The sequence below is a fragment of the Caballeronia sordidicola genome, assembly GCF_000729995.1.
Taxonomy (GTDB): domain Bacteria; phylum Pseudomonadota; class Gammaproteobacteria; order Burkholderiales; family Burkholderiaceae; genus Caballeronia; species Caballeronia sordidicola_A.
Map to the genome: position 1 here is coordinate 50,069 of NZ_JNFG01000020.1, position 20,228 is coordinate 70,296.

At 60.7% G+C, this 20,228-nt stretch carries 16 protein-coding genes; 9 read left to right on the forward strand and 7 right to left on the reverse strand.

The genetic code is table 11. From position 1 onward, the window contains the following. Positions 1-8 precede the first annotated feature (8 nt). The 5 genes from FH08_RS0119500 to FH08_RS0119525 all read right to left on the reverse strand — a co-directional run bounded on the left by FH08_RS0119500 (position 9) and on the right by FH08_RS0119525 (position 5,708). Positions 9-1,259 (reverse strand): M20 family metallo-hydrolase, encoded by a 1,251-nt coding sequence (locus tag FH08_RS0119500; RefSeq protein ID WP_031359949.1) that lies wholly within the window; start codon positions 1,257-1,259, stop codon positions 9-11. Next, a complete protein-coding gene (locus FH08_RS0119505; protein WP_031359950.1) occupies positions 1,256-2,059 on the reverse strand; it encodes an amino acid ABC transporter ATP-binding protein in 804 nt (267 codons plus the stop codon). The genes FH08_RS0119500 and FH08_RS0119505 overlap by 4 nt, the downstream gene beginning before the upstream one ends. Further along, entirely contained in the window at positions 2,056-2,709 is a 654-nt protein-coding gene (locus FH08_RS0119510) for an amino acid ABC transporter permease (RefSeq protein WP_031359951.1), read from the reverse strand. The genes FH08_RS0119505 and FH08_RS0119510 overlap by 4 nt, the downstream gene beginning before the upstream one ends. A gap of 7 nt (positions 2,710-2,716) precedes the next feature. Continuing rightward, the gene (locus tag FH08_RS53445) at positions 2,717-4,252 is read right to left on the reverse strand and encodes an ABC transporter permease subunit (RefSeq protein ID WP_235210416.1); all 1,536 of its coding nucleotides are present in this window, start codon (positions 4,250-4,252) and stop codon (positions 2,717-2,719) included. A gap of 331 nt (positions 4,253-4,583) precedes the next feature. Then, entirely contained in the window at positions 4,584-5,708 is a 1,125-nt protein-coding gene (locus FH08_RS0119525) for an ABC transporter ATP-binding protein (protein WP_031359952.1), read from the reverse strand. Between the two features lie 318 nt (positions 5,709-6,026). Here FH08_RS0119525 and FH08_RS0119530 point away from each other — a divergent pair, with 318 nt between their 5' ends. From FH08_RS0119530 to FH08_RS0119560, 7 genes are all read left to right on the forward strand, one after another. Further along, positions 6,027-7,379 carry an ABC transporter substrate-binding protein gene (locus tag FH08_RS0119530; protein ID WP_031359953.1) on the forward strand — a complete coding sequence of 451 codons (1,353 nt, stop codon included), beginning with the start codon at positions 6,027-6,029 and terminating at the stop codon, positions 7,377-7,379. A 73-nt stretch (positions 7,380-7,452) separates the two neighbouring features. Continuing rightward, a complete protein-coding gene (locus FH08_RS0119535) occupies positions 7,453-8,391 on the forward strand; it encodes a carbohydrate ABC transporter permease (RefSeq protein WP_051888374.1) in 939 nt (312 codons plus the stop codon). Further along, on the forward strand, positions 8,388-9,284 hold the full coding sequence (locus tag FH08_RS0119540) for a carbohydrate ABC transporter permease (RefSeq protein ID WP_035566658.1): 897 nt from the start codon (positions 8,388-8,390) through the stop codon (positions 9,282-9,284). The genes FH08_RS0119535 and FH08_RS0119540 overlap by 4 nt, the downstream gene beginning before the upstream one ends. Before the next feature lie 46 nt (positions 9,285-9,330). After that, positions 9,331-10,323, forward strand: coding sequence for a sugar-binding transcriptional regulator (locus tag FH08_RS0119545; RefSeq protein WP_031359956.1), 993 nt, complete (start codon positions 9,331-9,333; stop codon positions 10,321-10,323). 7 nt (positions 10,324-10,330) lie between these two features. Further along, positions 10,331-11,083: an SDR family oxidoreductase gene (locus FH08_RS0119550; protein ID WP_031359957.1), complete on the forward strand. Its 753-nt coding sequence runs from the start codon at positions 10,331-10,333 to the stop codon at positions 11,081-11,083. Positions 11,084-11,119: 36 nt separating this feature from the next. After that, complete coding sequence (locus FH08_RS0119555) at positions 11,120-12,154, forward strand: NAD(P)-dependent alcohol dehydrogenase (protein ID WP_031359958.1); 1,035 nt, start codon at positions 11,120-11,122, stop codon at positions 12,152-12,154. A gap of 379 nt (positions 12,155-12,533) precedes the next feature. Further along, positions 12,534-14,489, forward strand: a complete 1,956-nt coding sequence (locus FH08_RS0119560) for a PhoX family protein (RefSeq protein ID WP_031359959.1) — start codon at positions 12,534-12,536, stop codon at positions 14,487-14,489. 9 nt (positions 14,490-14,498) lie between these two features. Here the strand turns inward: FH08_RS0119560 and FH08_RS0119565 are convergent, their stop codons facing one another. Together FH08_RS0119565 and FH08_RS0119570 are read right to left on the reverse strand one after the other, a co-directional pair. Next, entirely contained in the window at positions 14,499-15,929 is a 1,431-nt protein-coding gene (locus FH08_RS0119565; protein WP_081889515.1) for a cytochrome-c peroxidase, read from the reverse strand. Between the two features lie 113 nt (positions 15,930-16,042). Beyond that, entirely contained in the window at positions 16,043-17,728 is a 1,686-nt protein-coding gene (locus FH08_RS0119570) for a phospholipase C (protein ID WP_031359961.1), read from the reverse strand. A 427-nt stretch (positions 17,729-18,155) separates the two neighbouring features. Here FH08_RS0119570 and FH08_RS0119580 point away from each other — a divergent pair, with 427 nt between their 5' ends. Further along, positions 18,156-19,211, forward strand: coding sequence for a substrate-binding domain-containing protein (locus FH08_RS0119580; RefSeq protein WP_031359962.1), 1,056 nt, complete (start codon positions 18,156-18,158; stop codon positions 19,209-19,211). After that, complete coding sequence (locus FH08_RS0119585) at positions 19,208-20,221, forward strand: ABC transporter substrate-binding protein (protein ID WP_031359963.1); 1,014 nt, start codon at positions 19,208-19,210, stop codon at positions 20,219-20,221. Before FH08_RS0119580 ends, FH08_RS0119585 begins: the two co-directional genes overlap by 4 nt. Positions 20,222-20,228: the final 7 nt, after the last annotated feature.

Below are 20,228 nucleotides of genomic sequence, written 5' to 3' on the forward strand. Positions count from 1 at the left end.
TATCGGTTTCAAGGTGCTTCGTTACAGAGATGAACCAGGCAATGCGCTAGCGCACGTGTGCCCAGTACGAGGTGATCGTCGTCGGTGGCTTCCTGCGGGTTGTGACTGATGCCGCCGCGACTCGGAACAAACAGCATCGCGCTGGGGCAATGTCTCGCGAGATACATGGCGTCGTGGAATGCGCCCGACGTGATGTTGAGCGAATGCGTGCCGAGCGCGTGACATGCGTCGGCCACGCGTTGGACTACGGAGGGCGCGAAGACGACGGGAGGATGGATGAACAGCGCTTCCGATGTCACGGCGTGATGGGCGAGGCAAGCCGCCAACTGCCGATCGAACGCGTGGAGCACCGCCGGGTTCGGGTGACGGAAATCGATGGTGAACGTGACGTCCGATGCAATTGTGTTGATCGAGTTCGGCAGCACAGTCCAGCGGCCGAAGGTGACGCGCGTATCGTCGCCGCCTAGTTGGTGCGCAAAGGCCGAGATCTCGGCACGAATGCATACGGCGAGCGTCATGGCGTCGTGGCGGGCATGCATTGGCGTGGTGCCGGCGTGTGCCGCGACTCCCTTGCAACGCACCGCATACCATCGCACGCCTTGAATTCCCTTCACCACGCCCAGCGGAACATCGGCGAGTTCCAATAAGGGCCCTTGTTCAATATGCAACTCGATGAACGCGTGCGCGGCCTTGTCTGTAACGCGTTCCTCGAGCGATGGAAAAGCTTCGCGATGCGCGACGAGCGCGCGGTCGAGCGAGATGCCATCGGCGTCTTTCGTTTGGCCGTAGCGCTCCATCAATGCGGGATCGACGAACGCGCTCGATCCCATGGCGCCCGGCTGGAAGCGCGTGCCTTCTTCGTTGGTCCATACCACCACTTCGAGCGGGCGGCGCGTGCGGATACCGGCGTCGTTGAGCGCGGCGAGGCATTCGAGGCCCGCGAGTACGCCATAGCAGCCATCGAGTTTGCCGCCGGTCGGCTGGGTATCTACATGGCTGCCTGTCATCACAGGTGGAAGGTCTTCAAGACCAGGCCGACGGAAAAACAAGTTAGCGCACGCGTCGGTATGAACCGTACAGCCGAGCGCGAGCGCGTGTTCAACGAGAAAACGCCGCGCGTCGATATCGACCGAAGACAGCGCGGGGCGATCCACTCCACCGTCATCACGCGCGCCGAAGCGGGCGAGCGTTTCTATCGATTGGAGCAGACGCGATGCATCGATAAAAGAAGCGGCCTCAAGTGCGTCATTCGGGTTCATGCGGCCGCCGTGACAGAGGTAAGGCTGCGGTCGAACCACGGCTTCAGGAACTGCTGCAAGCGCGGCGTGCGAGAGTTGCCGAAGATTTGCCCGGGCGGTCCGGCTTCAACGATCTGCCCGGCCTCCATGAACACCACGTGGTCCGAGATCTTGGCGGCGAAGCTCATCTCGTGCGTGACCATGACCATCGTCATGCCGTCTTGCGCGAGCGAGCGGATCACGCTTAGTACTTCTTCCACGAGTTCCGGATCGAGGGCGGAAGTCGGCTCGTCGAGCAGCATGACTTCGGGTTCGATTGCCAACGCCCGCGCGATGCCCACGCGTTGCTGTTGACCGCCGCTCAGGGATGCCGGGTACGCATCGGACTTCTCGGCAAGGCCAACCCGCGTCAGTGCGGCCAGAGCCCGTTTATGGGCATCGGCCTTGCCGGTTTTCTTCGATAACACCAGCGGCGCGGCCACGTTGCCGAGCACGGTCATGTGCGGCCAGAGATTGAATTGCTGGAACACCATGGACACAGGCCGACGCACTTCCGCGATGCTCTTTTCACTATCGCGATCGCGTTCCGAACGGCCTGCGGAGCGATAGCCGAGCAATTGGCCTTTGATCCACACCTCGCCCTCATCGTAGGCTTCCAGAAAGTTCATGCAGCGCAAAGCGGTTGTCTTGCCGGAACCCGACGGCCCGATCAGCGAGACGATTTCTCCGCGCGTTATGGCGAGATCGATGCCCTTGAGCACACGGTTAGCGCCGTACGATTTTCCCACGGCACGCAGTTCGAGAATGGGCAATGAACTCATGAGGTTTTCCGCGAGGGAGCAATCAGCACCTGTGCCCAGCGGGCGGCGAGGGCGATACATTGCGTAAGGAGCCAGTAGCACACGATCAACATCGCGTACGGAGCGATGTACGTATAAGTCGACGAGACGATGTCGCTTGCCGTCATCGTCAATTCAGGCACGGTGATGATCGACGCCACCGCACTTTCCTTGATGACGAGAATGGTTTGATTGGCGAGCAACGGAATGACGAAAGCGATCGCCTGAGGCATTTCGATGCTGCGAAAAGCAGACCATCGGCTAATGCCAAATGCGCGGGCCGCTTCCCCGTGTCCGCGCGGAATGCTGGCCCAGCCGGCGCGAAAAATCTCCGCGAAGTACGCGGCTGAATAAAACGCAAGCGACACAATAGTGGCCTGCACAGCGGTCATGGTGATGCCGATCACCGGCAAGCCGAAATAGACAATCACCAGTTGTGACAGATACGGTGTACCGCGCACGAGCCACACATAGAACCGATAAGGTGCCGCAAGCCGGCGCGGAAACCGCAGCCGCAGCGCGTTCAGCGCGAAGCCAACCATCGCGCCAATGAAGGCCGCGAGCAAGCTGACCTCAAGCGTAACCAGGATGGCTTCGGCGAAGCGCGGTATGAGCGGGAGGAAACTGTTCATGTTCGGCTCACCCTCGACCCGCCACACGCCGTTCAATTCCCCGGCCAGCCAGCGACAGCAGCGAAGTGATCGCGAGATAAAAGCAGGCAGCGAGCGTATAGACCTCGAGCGGCCGGTAACTGACCGAAGACAGTTGCTGCCCGACGCGCATGAGGTCCGTGACCGCAATGACCGAGACCACCGCCGACGCCTTCACAATATCGATCATTTCCGACACCAGCGCCGGCAGCGTCAACGCGACGACTTGCGGAATCTCCACATGCCACAAGGTCTGGCGGCGTGTGAGATTGAAGGTCTGCGCCGCTTCGATCTGCCCGCGCGGAATCGCGCGAAAGCCGGTACCCAGAATTTGCGACTGGTACGCCGCCGTATTCATCGACAGACCCACTGCCGCTGCGACCACGCCGGGGATGGCCCACCCGAGTCCCGAGGGCACGTAGTAGAACAACAGCAATTGCGCGAGCACCGGCGTGCCGCGAAAGATGCTCACATAGACCCGCGAGGCGGCGGCTAGCGTACGGCTCTTGCTCGCCGACATCATGTAGATGAAGATGCCCGCGAAGAAGCCGCATGCCACCGCGATAGCCGAGAGCCACAGTGTCGTCATGGCGCCGTCCAGCAGTTGCGGCAGATAGCCGAGACAACGCGCGAGGAGATCGGGTGGGTTCATAGGGGTTGATGCTGCATACATTGACGGCTCGGGCATGGCGTCGGCGGGGACGTCCATGGTCGTGCCGAACCACTTCATTTGCAGTGCCTTCATCGTGCCGTCATGATTCGCGTGAGCGATCGCGTCGCTAAAGAGCTTGAGCAGCGTTGCGCTGTCCGCGTCCTTGCGTGCGACCCACGCGAAATAGCTCTTCGGTCCAATGCTTTGCGGCAATACGGCGAATACACCCGGACGCGATTTCAGCAACGGCCCGAGATTCGCGACAGATTGCGCGACCGCGTCGAGCCGGCCGACCGCGAGGTCCGCGTAGGCCTCATCGAAGGCGACGTATTGCTTGATCTGCTTGATGCCCGGACCACCGGCGGCCTTCAGGTTCTTGTCGAGCGTCATCAGCGCTTGCAACTGCGCCGAGCCTGTTTGCGATCCGACGATCTTCCCGTTCAGATCAGTGGGCGACTTGATGGACGCGTCGTTCGAACGCACCAGGACGCCCGCGGTTGCGTCGGCAATGGGCAGCGTGAACGCGAAGTGGCTCGCCCGGTCCTTGTTGACGGTGACGGCGGTGATCACCATGTCGAAGCGTTTTGCGTCGAGGCCCGGCAGCAAGCCCTGGAACGGCAGGTCGAGTTGCTTGAGCTTGACGTCGGGCAACGACTTCAGCACGTATTGCAGCAAGTCAGCGTCATAGCCGACTATCTTGCCGTTTTCGACGGATTCGAACGGCGCATAACGCGCTTCCGTTCCCACCGTGATTTCCTTGTTCGCTTTGATCTGGGCAAGCAGGTCGCCGCTTTGCGCGTGACCTGCGATCGACGCGCACAGCGCAAGCGCGCCGGCCATCGACAAAACAAACCTGCGAAGTGACTTATGCATGATGCTCCCGTGCGGCCACGCCGCAAAGTGGGGTTAGTGAGTGTATTCAAGTTACTTGAATAAAATTCACTATGCATGAAGTGTGCCATATGAAAAAGGCTTGCCGCGAGATGTTTTGGCCTCGCTTGTATGCACCGGAGTGGGATTTGAACGCGCACAGGCACCGATAAAGTGCCGTCATGCACAAGACAATGGCAGCGCGGCCGTGTATTTCGAACGAGGAGTGGGGGATACGACGAGGTATCGCCGATCACCGTTTGAAGCGCGCTTATTCGCGCGCACCGAGGCTGGTCGCCCCGGGTTTATCCAAACATGAGGGAATGACGAGGCCTTAAGCCGCAGTCGCGCTCGCTGCCACTGTCTGTGAGTGCTTCAGCGCTTCGCCATTTTCGCGGAACAGATGGGCATGCCTCACGCCGAAACCGGCGTCGATGGATTGCCCGTCCACCGCCATCGATTCGCCCGATCCTTTCACCTGGATCGTCGCGTCGCCGTCCAGATCGACATGCAGCAGCGTTTCACCTCCAAGGTGCTCGACGACTACGATCTTCCCCGACAACTTCCCCTGCGCACCGCTTGCCGCGGTTTCCGCCAGATGCTCGGGACGAATGCCGAAGGTCAGTTTATCGCCGGCTTTCACGCCCTCCGCACTGAACGGCAGCGTGATCGGCGTGCCGCCCGGCAAGCCGATCGTGACACCGGTTGCGTCCGCACGCTGCGCGGTGACAGGCAGAAAATTCATCTTCGGCGAGCCGATGAACCCCGCCACGAATCGATTCACCGGCGTTCTATAAAGCTCCAGCGGCGAGCCGATCTGTTCGACCTTGCCCTGATTCAACACGACAATCCGATCCGCCATGGTCATGGCCTCGGTCTGGTCGTGCGTGACATAGATCATCGTTGCATTGAGCTGCTTGTGCAGCTTGATGAGTTCGAGCCGCATTTGTACACGCAACGCCGCATCGAGATTGGATAGCGGTTCGTCGAAGAGAAACACCTTCGGTTCACGCACGATCGAGCGTCCGATTGCCACCCGCTGGCGCTGACCGCCAGACAATGCGCGAGGCTTGCGTTCAAGCAACTGTTCTATCTGCAGGATCTGCGCCGCGCGCTGCACGCGTTCCTTGATCTGCGCTTCGGGCAGCTTGATCATCCGGAGTCCGAACGCAATGTTCTCGTACACCGACATATGCGGATACAGCGCGTACGACTGGAACACCATGGCCACGCCACGCTGCGACGGTTCCAGGTCCGTAACGTCCTCACCGCCGATCAGTACTTGTCCCGAATCACTGCGTTCCAGGCCGGCAATGGTGCGAAGCAGCGTGGACTTACCGCAGCCAGAAGGGCCGACAAACACCATGAATTCACGGTCCGTCACCGCAATGTCCACGCTCTTCAACACCTCCGTACCAGCAAACGCCTTGCGGATTTGATGCAATTGAACTGCACTCATGCATGTCTCCTTCAGATGCTCGTGCCGCATGCCGGCGAGCAATGGAATGGGTGTTGGCACCTGCTTTTGCCTTGCGATGCAGCATGCAACGCCTTAGATAATTTGTTCTTGACAACCCGCTCGCGTCCAAATATACAATTGTAAAACTGAAATTACAAGTGAAACAGAACGCGGAAACGGAATCGGTGGAAGCGAGGCAGCGAATTGCAGGATCGTCATGAAAGGTGATGAGCGTCGGCCGTGAGGCGTTGCTTCGAGCAACTCAACCGGCCCTGATCGTTATTGGGCATTTTAAAAAGAACTTCCCAGGAGACAGTCATGAAGAAGCGTTACACGCAGGCCACCGCATTCGCGGTGCTGGGCGTTACGGCATCGTTGCTCGCTGTATCGAATGCGTCCGCCTGGACGCTGAAAGAAGCGGCCGAGCCGTATTCGGGCACCACCATCAAGGCCGTTTTCCTGGACCGCCCCGGCTACAAGGCGGCCTCGGCGCTGATCCCGCAATTCGAGAAAGAGACCGGCATCAAAGTGCGCACCGAAGTGGTCCCTTACGAGAATACCCGCGAGAAGGAAGTGCTCAACTTCGTGGGCGGAGGGGACCAGGACGTCGTGCTGGTGGACGTGGTGTGGATCGGTGAATTTGCGAGCAACAAGTGGCTCGTACCCATCAAGACCTTCACCGACAACCCGAAGCTAGCCGACCCGAAGCTCAACCTGCCGGACTTTTTCCCGATCCTGCTCGACTCGTTCGGCACCTGGGACAAGACGACGTACGGGCTGCCCTTCGATAACTACTCGGGCCTGATGTTCTACAACAAGTGCATGTTGAAAGACGCAGGGTTTAACGAGCCGCCGAAGACCTGGGACGAATTGCTCAACGTCTATGCGCCGAAGTTGACCAAGCCCGACAAGAACCAGTTCGCGTACGCACTGCAGTCGCGTCGTGGAGAAACGCAATCCGCCGATAGCTTCATGCGCATGCTCTGGCCGAACGGCGGCTCGCTTCTCGATGCCAAATTCAAATCGAATCTGATGTCGCAGCAATCGCAAGCGGGCCTTGAATATCGGCAGAAGCTGATGAAATACATGCCGCCGGGCATTGTCGACTACGACCACGCGGAGGCGGTGAATGCGCTTGCGCAAGGACAGGTCGCGATGATCACCGAGTGGTCGGCGTTCTACCCAACGCTCACGGACCCGAGCAAGTCGAAGATCGGCAACTGTCTCGCGATCACGACCGAACCAACGGGGCCTGCAGGACTGAAGCCGGCGCTCGGTGGATTCTCGCTGGCGGTGAACGCGAAGTCGAATGCGAAGAAGCAGGCGGCGTCGTGGCTCTTTATCCAGTGGATCACGTCTGCGGAAATGGCGAAGCCCTATCTGGACGCGGGCGGTGTCAGCGGCCGCATGGGGGTCTACAAAGACCCGGCGGTGCAACAGAAATTTCCCTTCGTGAAACCGATGGTGGAATCGTGGCAGGGCGGCGTGCCTGACTATCGGCCGCGTTTCCCGGAATGGCCGGCAGTGTCTGAAGTGATCGGCGAATGGGGCAGCAAGATCATGCTGGGCCAGGTGTCGGTGAAAGACGGTGCGAAGACGATCGGCGACAAGACGGAAGAGATCCTGAGCAAGGCGGGCTATTACGACGGCAAGAAGCCTTTGCTTAAGTAAAGCAAGCGCGGCGAGGCGCATTGGTGCCGCCTCGCTGCGCTCCCAGTCAGGACATCCCCCGCGGAGAAGGTTCATGCTCAAGACCACGGTTCCCCCGGCGACCGGCGCAATGCGGCCGCGACCGCGCGCACGCTTTCGTTTCATGCCGCGTTCGCCCGCGTTCTGGTTTCTGTTTCCGGCAGTCGCGGCGCTGGCGATCATCGGCATCTATCCTCTGCTGCTTGCGGTCTACAACTCGTTTCATCTGTACAAGCTAGCCGACGTCGCTGCAGGCACGCCATTTGTCGGACTCGATAACTACATCGCCACCCTCACCGATCCTTCGTTCTGGGGTGCGCTCGGCCGCACGGTGGTGTTCCTGTGCCTGACGTTGCCAATCGAGATAGCGTTCGGCATGTTCGCCGCGTTGATGCTGCATCGTTCGGGCTTGGCGTGGTTTCGTGTGGCCGCCCGCGTAGGCCTGGTTGTTCCGATGGCGACCACCTACGCCGTGGTCGGCCTGATCGGGCGGCTGATCTTCAACCGCCAGTTCGGGGTGGTCAACTATTTGCTGAGCCTGTTCGGCATTGCGCCGCTCGACTGGCTCGCAGATCCCACACTCGCGTTCGTCTCCGTGATGATCATGGACATCTGGCAATGGACGCCGTTCTGCGCGCTGATCCTGCTGGCGGGGCTCTCGATGGTGCCGAAGGAAGCAGAGGAAGCCGCGCGCCTGGAGACGCCGAAATGGAGCAAGATCCTGTGGCATCTGCAACTGCCGTATCTCTTGCCGGGCTTGACCGCCATCCTGATCCTGCGTTCGGCCGACATGCTCAAGATGTTCGACGCAGTATTCACCATGACGCGCGGCGGCCCGGGCACGGCGACTGAATTCATCAGTATCTATATCCAGCGTGTCGGGTTCCGCCTCTTCGATCAAGGCATGGCGTCCGCCCAGGCAGTAATCCTTCTGATCCTCACGATCGTGCTGTCGCGGCTTTACATTCGTTTTGTTTATCGGGAGGCTGTGTGAGCACATCAACGGATACCGGCGCTGCTTTGGACCCGTCCTCCACGCCCTTGTCGCCTCGTGCGCGTCGTGCGAGAAACGCCCGGCGTCGTGCAACGGGATGGCATTTTATAGGATTGCTGATCGTATTCCTCGCGTCGGTATTTCCGTTCTACTGGATGGTCACGACCAGCCTCAAGAGCCAGGCCGACGCGCTCGCCGTGCCGCCGGTCTGGGTGTTCACGCCAACGCTGAGCCATTACATTGACGCGCTGTTCGAGCATGACGTGGCGCATAGCCTGCTGAACTCGCTGATCGTGGCGAGCAGTGCGACTTTCCTGTCGCTGCTGCTTGGCACGCCCGCTGCCTACGCACTTGCGCGCTTCGAGTTTCGCGGCAAGGAGGACCTTTGGTTCTGGTTCATCTCGAACCGGATGGTGAGTCCCGTCGTGCTGGCGGTGCCATTCTTCCTGATCGCCACCAAGCTGGATCTTGTCGATACGCACATCGTGCTGATCCTGCTGTATCTGACATTTTCCTTGCCCATCGTCGTATGGATCTGCACCGATCAGTTCCGCAGCATTCCCGTTGAACTCGATGAAGCCGCGCGCCTGGACGGCGCGTCGCCGTGGCGTATTTTCTGGCGTATCAATCTGCCGCTCGCCATGCCCGGCATTGTTGTCTCGGCAATCTTCGCGTTCATTTTTTCGTGGAATGACCTGCTGTATGCGCTGGTTCTTACGCGCACCGACGCCATCACGTCGCCGGTGGCCGCGACCAGCTACATGAGCGGGTACGAACTGCCGTGGGGCGAAATCATGGCGACAGGTACGCTGATCGTGCTGCCGATGGTCGTGTTCGCACTGGCGGTGTCGGGCCGGCTGGTGCAGGGGCTTACCATGGGCGCGGTGAAATGACGGGTGAACTAAGATCCGTCCGTCCCTATAGAAATAGATGAAGCTCATGAATAAATCCGCACCGACTGCCGTCCCCTCGCTTGCAGAACCCTCCGTCGACTCATCCGCCGATCCCGAGGAGGAACTGCAGGCGCGGGTGGCCTGGCATTACTACGTCGGCAACCTCACGCAGCAGGAAATCGCGCAGCATATTGGCAGTAACCGCGTGCGCGTCAACCGGCTGCTGGCCGCAAGCCGTGAATCCGGGATGGTGCAGATCACCATTAATAGCCGGATCGCGCCATGCGTTGCGCTGGAGGAAGCGCTTACAAAACGCTTCGGCCTGGAGGCCGCCGTGGTGGTGCCGACAGGGGCCGACACCGACGCCAACATGGCCGCGCTCGGCATTGGCGCGGCTAACTATCTGTCGCGGCAGATCGAGGCGGGGCAGACGATTGGACTTGGCTGGGGACGCACCATTCGCGCCGTGCTGCGGGCACTGCCGCAGCGCTCGTATGGACCGGTATCGGCGGTGTCGTTGCAAGGTGGACTGTCGCATTGCCCGAGCATCAACACCTTCGACATCGTGTCCGACTTCGCCAATCTATGTCAGGCCGATGGCTTCCTGTTCGCGGCGCCGATCTATGTAAGCAGTCAAAAAGTACGCGACATGCTCCTGCAGGAGGACGCGGTGCGTGAGACCTACGAACGCGCACGCCAATCCGATCTGGCGTTGCTGACGTGCGGGGATCTGACGGAGTCGTTGGTGGTGACCTACGGCATCAACGACCCGGAGCAAGTGCGCACGCTTGAAAGGGCGGGTGCAGTGGGCGACATGCTAGGGCATTTCATGGATGCCGACGGCGAAGCAATCGATCACCCGCTCAATCGCCGCACGGTCGCCATCACGCTGGACGACCTGCGCAAGATTGGGCGTGTCGTGCTGGTCAGCGGCGGCGCGAAGAAATTTTCCGTCACGCGAGCGGCGCTGCGCGGCCGTTATCCGTCGGTGCTCGTCACTGACGAAGACACCGCACAGCGTCTTTGCAACGAACCCTGAGAGAACGATGAACGTGGACCGCAATCGCGAATTCGCCGGCAAGACTGTCCTCATCACCGGGGCGGGCAAGGGCATAGGCTACGCAACCGCGATCCTCATGGCGGAGCGTGGAGCACACGTGGTTGCGTTGAGCCGGTCGCAGTCGGATCTCGACGCGCTGAGCAACACGATCTCGTGCAAGACGATCGCCGTCGATCTCGCCGATGCTGCCGCCACGCTCGCAGCGGCGCAGCAAACCAGTGCTTTGCAGCCCGTGGATCTGCTGGTGAACTGCGCAGGCATTGCGGATCTGGCGCCGTTTCTCGAAACATCAGTCGATGCCTTCGATATCACCATGGCGGTCAACGTGCGCGCCGCGATGATCATCGCGCAGGAATACGCGCGTGGTGTGATCGCGCGAGGCACGGGCGGCGCGATCGTCAATGTATCGAGCATGGCCGCGCAGGTCGGCACGCCGTTGCACGCAGCGTATTGCGCGTCCAAGGCTGCGCTCGACGCGCTGACCCGCGTGATGGCGGTCGAGCTGGGCGTACATGGTATTCGCGTCAACACGGTCAACCCGGTCATCACGCTGACGCCGATGGCCGAGAAGGTCTGGAGCGAGCCCGCGAAATCCGCGCCCATGCTTGCCCGCATTCCCTTGCAACGATTCGTGCAGCCCGATGAAGTGGCACGCACGATCGCCTACCTGCTCAGCGGCGACTCGAGCATGGTCAACGGCGTAAGCCTCGCTGTAGACGGCGGTTTTCAGGCCGGCTGATTTCACTACTTTTACTCATAGCAGAGGGCTTCAATCATGGAAGCACTGGTTCTCGAAGAAGCGCGCCGCATCAGTTTGCGCCCGTTCACGTTGCCGCAAGTGGTTGGCGCACGCGACGTACGCATTCGCATCAACACGGTCGGCATTTGCGGCAGCGATATCCACTACTACCAGCACGGCCGGATCGGGCCGTTCGTTGTGAATGAGCCGATGGTCCTGGGTCACGAAGCGGCGGGAACCGTGATCCAGATCGGCGATGAAGTGAAGCACCTGAAAGTCGGCGATCGCGTCTGCATGGAGCCCGGCGTCCCCGACATGGAGTCACGCGCGTCGCGAGAAGGCATGTACAACCTCGATCCGAGCGTGCGCTTCTGGGCCACCCCACCGGTGCATGGTTGCATGACGCCGTTCGTCGTGCACCCGGCGGCGTTCACGTTCAAGCTGCCCGACAACGTGAGTTTCGCGGAAGGCGCGATTGTCGAGCCGTTGGCTATCGGCATGCAGGCGGCCACGAAGGCGGCGATAAAACCGGGGGACGTAGCCGTTATTCTGGGTGCCGGCACGATTGGCATGATGTGTGCGCTCGCCGCACTCGCCGGGGGATGCAGCCGCGCGATCGTGTGCGATCTCGTGCCGGAGAAGCTGGCGTTGATTGGCGCCGTGCAGGGCGTGACCGCAGTGAACATTCGTGACCAGCGCGTACAGGACGTGGTGTCGGAACTCACCGGCGGCTGGGGCGCGAACGTGGTGTTCGAAGCAAGCGGCAATGAAAAAGCGTTCGAGGGTATTGTCGATCTGCTGTGTCCCGGCGGTTGCCTCGTCCTCGTCGGGATGCCGCAACAAGCCGTGCCTATCGATATTGTCGCCGTCCAGATCAAGGAAGTGCGGATTGAATCGGTGTTCCGTTACGCCAACATGTTCCCGCGGGCGATCCAGTTGATCGCATCGGGTCGGCTCGACGTCAAGCCGTTCATCTCGCGCTCGTTTGCCTTCGCGGACGGTATCAAGGCGTTCGAGGAAGCCGCAAGCGGCAACCCCACCGACGTGAAGGTTCAGATCGTCATGGAATAGCAGGGGCGTTTTAATCTGATCTCATGAATTCAGGTCCAATGTTCAAGCAACGGACCTTCGCGTCCTCCAACAGGATCGCTGCGTGGAAACGGCAACGCTTCCATGGCAGCGATTTCTTTCTCTGATTACGTGCCCGTGCTCCGGCGCACGTCAGATAAAGCTCTCCCTAATCGCGTTGAAAAAACTGCTGCCTTATCGGCTGCCAAAGCACGTCTGCGAAATCTTCCATATTCAATACCATTAACTGTCATATGGCTTTCATTAATGAAACTTACACTTCGCCTTCATCGCGCACCCCGGAACCCATGACCTAAACGCTCAGACGTTTAAATGACAGGGTGCGCTGGCCCCCACCCAACAGAAAACCGGACCAGACGACATGCAAGAGCAGCCCAACGTATCGCGCCGCAAAGCCCTCAAATTGCTCGTGGGCGCACCCATGCTGCCCTTGGGCGCGTTCTCCGTTTCCACGCTGTTGTCCGGCTGCGGCGGTGACAGTGCAACCGCTCCGGTCACGTCGGCATCGTTCAAGTCCGCTTCATTCGCTTCAATGGCCGCGCCGTCTCTCGCGGACACGGCTGCCATGGCGACCACCACGGTCGGCTCCACGCTCACGGTGACCTACAGCGACGGCACGACGCAAGCGTACAAACTCGCCTACCAGCCATTCTTCGTGACGGGCGACAGGGTGCCGAACGGCAGCGGCGGCACGACGCTCGCCGGCGGTTATTACGACATCAACAACCAGCCGATCATCGACCAATCGGTGGCAGGAAAAGAGCGCCAGTTCTTCTCGGATTGCCCGGACGGCACGTCGCTGCTGTCACTCGATAAACCGACGGTTGCCGGCATCAAGGGCAAGGCCGTATTCGCAGTCGTCCAGTTCGAATACGCAACGCGCGACCAGAGCCTGGTGTCGACGTATGGACAATTGCCTTCGCCTATCGCCGTGCTCACGCTCGACCAGGACCAGACGACCGGCAAACTCACGCTCGTGAAGTATCACAACGTGGATACGTCGAAGGCGAACGGATTGTGGATCACCTGCGGCGCGAGCTTGTCACCGTGGAACACGCATCTGTCGAGCGAAGAGTACGAGCCGGACGCAACGGTCATTGCGACCAACAGCCAGTTCAAGGCGTTCAGCACGAGCCTCTACGGCGACGCGAGCCGCGCGAACCCGTACAACTATGGTCACCTCCCCGAAGTCACGGTGAACCCGGACGGCACGGGCTCGATCAAGAAGCACTACAACCTCGGGCGCATCTCGCACGAACTGGTGCAGGTGATGCCCGACAAACGCACCGTCATGATGGGCGACGACGCGACCAACGGCGGCCTCTTCATGTTCATCGCGGATCGGGCGGAGGACTTGTCGTCGGGCACGCTGTATGTGGCGAAGTGGGCGCAGACATCATCGGCGGGCGCGGGCTCGGCCAACCTGACGTGGATCAGGATCGGCAGCGCAACGAGCGCCGAGATCGAAGCGATGGCCGCGAAGCTGAAAGCGTCGGACATCATGGACGTGAGCACCAAGGACCCCCTCGACGCGAGCTTCACGAAGATCAATTTCAACGGCACGTTCAACTGGATTCGTATCAAGCCGGGCATGGAGAAGGCCGCGGCGTTCCTGGAGACGCATCGTTATGCGGCGTATATCGGCGGGAGCATGGGCTTTACGAAGCTCGAAGGCACGACGATCAACGCGAAGGACAAGATCGTGTACACCGCAATGTCACGCGTCGAGAAGTCGATGGTCAAGGGCAACGCGGCATCAACAGATGTAGCCGTCGATAAAGCCATCAACGCCGGTGCAGTTTATGCGTTGAACCTGAGAGCGGGGCAGAGGGATACGAGCGGTACAGCGATCAACAGCGAATGGGTGCCGGTAGACATGGCAGCACCGGCCGCGCTGGTGGGCGAAGACCTCTCGCCACCCGATGCACTCGGCAATACCGCGAACGCGGCGAAGATCGCGAACCCGGACAACCTGAAGTTCTCGGAGAAGTTGCGCACGCTCTTCATTGGCGAAGATTCGGGCATGCACGTGAACAACTTCCTGTGGGCCTATAACGTGGACACGCAGACTTTGTCGCGGGTGCTGTCGTGTCCGGCCGGTGCGGAATCGACCGGCCTTCACGCGGTTGACGAGATCAACGGCTGGACCTACATCATGAGCAACTTCCAGCACGCGGGCGACTGGGAGAGCCCGGTACACGACAAGGTGAAGGCCGCACTGGATCCGCTCGTGCGGGCCAACTACAAGGACCGTTTCGGCGCCACGGTCGGTTACCTGACCGCGGACGCCTCCAGCATCAAGCTCATCAAAAGCTGATCGAGTGGGTTAGCTGCCCTTGTGATAACCGTCGTTCAGCGTATGCAGGAACGCGATGATGTCCTTCATCTCCTGATCCGTCATCGCGGGCTTGTCGCCGAACTTGCGGTCGAACGGCGCATCCGTCACGTCGATGTTCGCGTGTAACTTCGCGGGCAGGTCGTCGTACTTATTGACCTTGCCGTCGGGGCCCTTCGGATAGAACTTCTCCGGCGCCGTATTGCGGTCGTTATAGAAGGACATCACGTCGTCGAGCGAATGGTAGACGCCGTTATGGAAGAACACTTGCCGTGTAGCCGAGTTCCGGAGCGTGGGCGTGAGGAACATGCCGCAATACTGCGTCTGGTCCTTGATGTCGTCACGGAACGGGCCGCATACGCCCATGTCGAAGAACTTCGGATCGTGGTTGACGGCAAGCGTGGTGTTACGCGGTACGCCGAGTGCTTCGTACTGGTAGTCGGTGAACATCGGCGGCACGCCGTCCGAACTGGGCTTGGACAAATGGCAGCCGGCGCAGTTGGCCTTGTCGGGATCGTTGAAGAGGCGCAAGCCATGCAACTCCGCTTGCGTCAGCCGTGCCTTGCCCTCGAGCCAGTAGTCGTACTTGCTCGAGTACGGATGGAACGACTGCTCTTCGACTTGATAGCGCGCAACCGCAAACATCGCCTCAGAGACGGTGAGCTGCGTGCTCTGGAAAATCTGCGGGCCGAACAGCTTCGTGAAGTCGGCCTTGTAAGCCGTGCGCTGCAATTTTGCGGAGACATCGGCTTCGCTGGTGTTCGCCATTTCCACGGGGTTGAGCATCGGGCCGGACGCTTGAGCTTGCAGCGTATCGGCGCGGCCGTCCCAGAAGAAACCACCTTGGGGCACCATGGCCGGCGCAGCGGGCGCTACGCCCGCGTTCTTTTGCGCCTTGGCGGTTCCTGCGGCTTGCGAGGCGAGGGCGGCGAAATCGGGCGGCGCTTCGGCTTCACCGGCATCGGGTCCAATGCTGAAGTTGGGCTGCAGATACAGGTACATCAGGGAAGGCGGCGGACGGTAGCCTTCCAGGTTCATGTGCGGTCCGCCCAACTGCACGGAAAGCTTGTTCGGCGGCCCATAGGCATGGTCCGGGCTGTGGCACGACGCGCACGACTGTTTCCCGGATCCGGACAGCGACTCGTCGAAGAAAATCTTCTGGCCCAGTTGCGCGACCGCGCTCAACGGCGCGACCGGCGGACGCGAGAGTACAACGGGATTCGGATTGGCACCCGTCAGGTCTTCCACGATGACGCCCACGCGGGCCGGTACTTGCGAAGGGAACGCGACGGCCCATGCGCTGAATGCGGCGGCGCCGAGAACCACGGCGGCGAGGCATCCGAGCAGGATGTGTCTGGGGCGAAGAAAGTTTGGCTTCTCGCCGGTGGCAGGCGTTACCGGAGGTATGACGGTGTGCGACATGTTAACCAGGAAGCAGAGGCAGTATGGAAAACGCCGCCGGCCAATTTCTCGGCGGCGACGCGGCAAGAGTAACCGCCCGCGTCAGTGATCCGACGCGGGCATTCAGGCAACAATCAGATCGTGGGAACCGATGCGACCGGCGTACCCAGGTTCGGATCGACAAACAGCGTCGGGTTGTTACCCGCACCGCTGAAGTTGAACAATCCGTTGATGCTGCCGGCAGTCGCGTCAAACGAACCGCCACCGAGACGCGTGCCGTTGAGCCAGTTGTCTTCGATGAAGCGAGTCACCGAAGCCTGGCTGATCTGCGTGTGGTCCACGTAGTTCACCTTGGCCCACGGCGAGATCACGACGAACGGAATACGCGTGCCCGGACCGCAGCGGCCATTCACCGGCGCGCCCTTCACACCCAGCGGAGCCGTAGCGGTGCCGCACGTGCCGGCGCCATTCACCTGGTCGGCAATCGCGTCGAACGACGACGAGGTCGGCACTGCATACGCATGGTCGTACCAGCCGTCCGAGTCATCCCACGCCACGATCACAGCGGTGCTCGCCCAATCCGGCTGCTGCTGCAGGAAGTTGACGATCTTCGCCGTAAAGGCTTGCTCGTCGAGCGGATCCGAATAGCCTGCGTGGCCATCCTGGAACGCCGGCGCCTTGATGAAGCTGACCGACGGATAGTTGCCGGCCTTGACGGTGGCGAAGAAGTCGTCGGTGTCGTACTGGTGATTCGCCGGTTCCGGCGTCTTGCCGTCCGCTTCGAGCGACAAGCCGATCACTGCCGCCGAGCTCGGGCGTGCATGCGTCGGGTTAGCCGTCGATGCGAAGTACTGGAACCAGTTGTGGTGCGGGACATAGTCGGCGGTTGTCTGACCCACCACCGGCGACAACGTGCTGCGCTTGCAACCAGTCGTGCCGTTGCTGTTCACGGTCTGCAAGTTGAAGCCGCCCATGAAGCCGCCCCACGAGATGTTCTGAGCATTCAACAAATCGCCGATGTTCTTCGCGTTCAGCAAAGCGGTGTCGGTCGTGCTCGAGCAAGTGTCGCTGGCCGGATCAACGTCGTTGATCAGCGTGAAGCCGCCCTGGCCGTCATTCACGTAGTACGAACCCGTGGCCGTCGCGCTGACCGGGCCCGTGCTGAACTTGACCGGCTGCAGGCCGTTGGTCTGGCCCGACACAACTTCAAGTGCGCCCGGCGTGGACGGACCGTAGGTGGACGTGTACGCGTTGTCGCTCATCGCGAACTTCTGCGCGTAGTTCCAGAGGGCGCCGACCGTGTTGCCGTCGAAATAACCCATGACCTGGCCTGCGGTACCGAATGCGCCTGCGCCGCCTGCCGTGCCCTTACCCGTGTACTTAGGGAAGAGGTCGGCTGCGCCGTTATCGTAGGCGTGTTGTTCGGCCGTGTACGCGTGGTTCTGGTCGGCGGTTGCGGCTTGCGTCCGGTCCAGGCGGAACGGATTGGCAGCGCCCGTGCCGTTGGCCGTGTTCGTGAAGTTCGGGTTGGCCGTCAGCAACGTACCGGTCAGACCATTGACTGCCGGCGTGCCCGCTGCCGGCGTGAATGCCGGTTCACCTGCCGGGTTCGCCGCGTTCGGATAGGTCGCGAAGTAGTGGTCGAACGAGACGTTCTCGTTATAGATCACGACTACGTGCTTGATGGGGGTAGCCGTCGCCAACCGGTTTTGGATGGATTGCGACGAACTAGGATTGCTGTTGTTGCCACCGCCGCAGGCATATAGGCCGATAGCCATTGCTGCAGTGGGTACGCCAACCATTAAGGCTCGACGAAACATGTGTGAAGCTCCCGATGTCGTTGTTTCAGTGCTTGTGTGGCCGCGTGGCCTTTGGGGGGACGGGTGCGGACTAGGATGCGGACTTTAAAAGACCTTTCTTTCGATCCGAGCGCATTGGAACACTTACGTATGAACCCTAAAAGACGGTCTGCTTTCGCTGAGGTTACGTGTAAATAACAAGCAGAAAGAGTCGGTAAGGTTGAAGGTCGAAGTACGGTATGGGCTGACGCTTCGATGCCCGTGACGCGAGCGCTGGACCGAGTGTCGGGTGGTAAGTTTTTTTTGCGCATGAAAAGAGAAGGGTGGTGCGATTCATCCGCATGAGCCACCAAGCTTTCAAGCTTTCACGAGCACGTCACAGAGCCCTTCGATAATCGCGGCTGTAAACGTTTTCAGCGAATTCTTGCCCAAGCTCTTGCCACAGCCCATGCACTCCACCATCAAGGACGTAGCCGCGCATTCAGGCGTGTCTATCGCCACCGTCTCGCGTGCGCTTAACGCCCCGCAATTGCTGAATGCAGAGACGCTCGCCAAGGTGCGCGAGTCGATCGAAGCACTCGACTTCATGCCCAGTGCACGAGGCCGCCAGCTTCGCGGCGTACGCACGCGGCTGGTCGGCGTGGTCGTGCCGACACTGGCCAATCCCGTCTTCGCCGAGTCGCTGCAAGGCATTGATGAAGCGGCATCCGCCAGTGACTACCGCCTGATGCTGATGACCACCGCGTATGACAGCGCGCGTGAGCGCCGCGCGATCGAGACCTTGCGCGAGCAACGCGTGGATGGCCTGATTGCAACGGTGGCCGACGCCGAATCCAACCCCTTGCTGGACGACCTCGATCGCATCGGCTTGCCTTATGTGCTGGCGCATAACGACACGGCGTACCGTGCGGCGGTATCGGTGGATAACCGGCGGGCGGCGCGTGACGGAGTGTGTGCGTTGCTGCAGCGCGGGCATCGGCGGATCCTGATGCTGGCCGGTTCGTTCGCGGAATCGGACCGTGCGCGCTTGCGGTATCGCGGTTACGAAGACGCAATGCTCGACGCCGGCCATACGCCTCATCCGCCTATCGAACTCGATTTCAACGCGGACGATCTGCCGCCTACGCTGCTCGCACATCTTTCCGATCCCGCTCGCCGGCCCACTGCGCTTTTCTGCAGCAATGACCGCCTGGCGATCATCGTGATGCGCGGTTTGCGGCATGCGGGTTTGTCCGTGCCGCACGATATCTCGGTGCTCGGCTTCGACGGCATTCCGCTTGGCGAATGGTTATCGACAGCGCTGTCCAGCGTCGCCACGCCGAACCGCGAGATTGGCCGGTGCGCATGGCTTCATCTCGCGGCCCGGCTTGGTTTGCCCGGCGATACAACCAGTGGCCCCGTCCCTTTCAAGTTGCCTCATAGCGTAAGAACCGGCGCGACCATCGCGCCATTGATCGATCCTGCGGCCAGAACGGCCTCCCTCGTATCGGAGAATCCTGCATGAAAATTCGTCATGTCCTCGCCACGCTGCTAGCAGCAACGGCTACCTTCTGTGCGGCCGGCGCGGCCTATGCCGATGGCACCGCGATCTGCTACAACTGCCCGCCGGAATGGGCGGACTGGGCGAGCCAGATTGCTGCCATCCAGAAGCAGACCGGCATCCGCGTGCCGTTCGATAACAAGAACTCCGGCCAGGCTATCGCGCAGATGATGGCCGAGCAAAAGAGCCCGATTGCCGACGTGGTGTATCTCGGCGTTTCATCGGCGTTCCAGGCAAAAGACAAGGACCTGGTGCAGCCATACAAGCCTGCGCACTGGAACGATATCCCTGCCGGCATGAAGGATCCCAACGGCTACTGGTTCGCGATTCACTCGGGCACGCTGGGCTTTTTCGTCAACAAGGACGCGCTCGATGGCAAGCCGGTACCGCGCTCGTGGGCGGACTTGCTGAAGCCGGAATACAAGGGCATGGTCGGTTATCTTGATCCGTCGTCGGCGTTCGTGGGATATGCGGGGGCAGTGGCCGTGAACCAGGCGTTGGGCGGCACGCTCGATAACTTCAAACCCGGTCTCGACTGGTTCGCAAAGATGAAGGCCAACGCGCCGATCGTGCCGAAGCAGACCGCGTATGCGCGCGTGATGTCGGGCGAGATTCCGATCCTGCTCGACTATGACTTCGACGCGTATCGTGCGAAATACAAGGATCATGCGAACGTGGAGTTCGTGATTCCGAAGGAAGGCACGATCGTGGTGCCGTATGTGATGAGCCTCGTGAAGGGCGCGCCGCACCAGGCGAACGGTGAGAAGGTGCTGGATTTCGTGCTGTCGGATGAAGGCCAGCGTCTGTGGGCGAACGCGTATCTGCGACCGGTGCGCGGCGGAGCGTTGCCGCCTGACATCGCCGCGAAGTTCCTGCCGGCGTCGGAGTATGAGCGCGCCAAGGACGTCGACTTCGCGGAGATGGCCAAGAAGCAGAGCGCGTTCGGCGAAGAGTATTTGCGCGTCATGCACTGATCTTTCA